Annotated in this window: 1 protein-coding gene; it reads left to right on the top strand. The window is 46.0% G+C overall.

Going from position 1 to position 657, the window contains the following annotated elements; all coding sequences use genetic code 11:
• On the top strand, positions 1 to 634 hold a 634-nt coding region (locus IYN85_RS25640), incomplete at its 5' end, for an IS30 family transposase (protein WP_196161829.1).
• Between the last annotated feature and the right edge of the window lie 23 nt (positions 635 to 657).

The following is a 657-nucleotide window of genomic DNA, read 5'->3' as shown; positions in this document are numbered from 1 at the left end:
CCAATGGATGTATGCGGACAAGGCCGAAGGTGGCGATTTATACACACATCTGCGTATCGCTTCAAAGCCTTATCGTAAGCGCTATGGCCACTACGATCGTCGAGGCAAGCTTCGCAATCGCGTGGATATTGATGAGCGCCCTAGCATTGTTGATCGTCGATCTAGAATCGGAGACTGGGAAGGTGATACGGTCATGGGCAAGGGGCGCAAAAGTGCGTTACTGACAATGGTTGAACGAAAGACGCTCTACACCATTATTGCTCGCCTAACAGGCAAGCAGGCCGACTTATTGGCTGATGCAGCAATTGCAGCTATGGCCGGATTAAAAGATCGAATAAAAACAATCACCTTGGATAACGGTTTGGAGTTCGCAGAACACGAACGAATTGCAGAAGCACTTGAGGCAAAAGTCTACTTTGCTCATCCTTATGCATCCTGGGAGCGAGGAATAAACGAAAATACCAACGGTCTGATCCGACAGTATTTTCCAAAAGGAACTGACTTTAACGAAGTCAGCGATGAAGACATAAAAAGGGTGATGGACAAGCTGAATGACCGTCCCAGAAAGACAAGAGCTTGTCGATCACCAAATGAATTATTTATGGGGCTGCGAAAAGACTTGTTAGCAGCGTAAATCAAATGAAATTGCAGTTATTA

Source organism: Reinekea sp. G2M2-21 (assembly GCF_015687175.1).
Taxonomy (GTDB): Bacteria; Pseudomonadota; Gammaproteobacteria; order Pseudomonadales; family Natronospirillaceae; genus Reinekea.
This window is presented reverse-complemented; position numbering and strand designations above follow the sequence as displayed.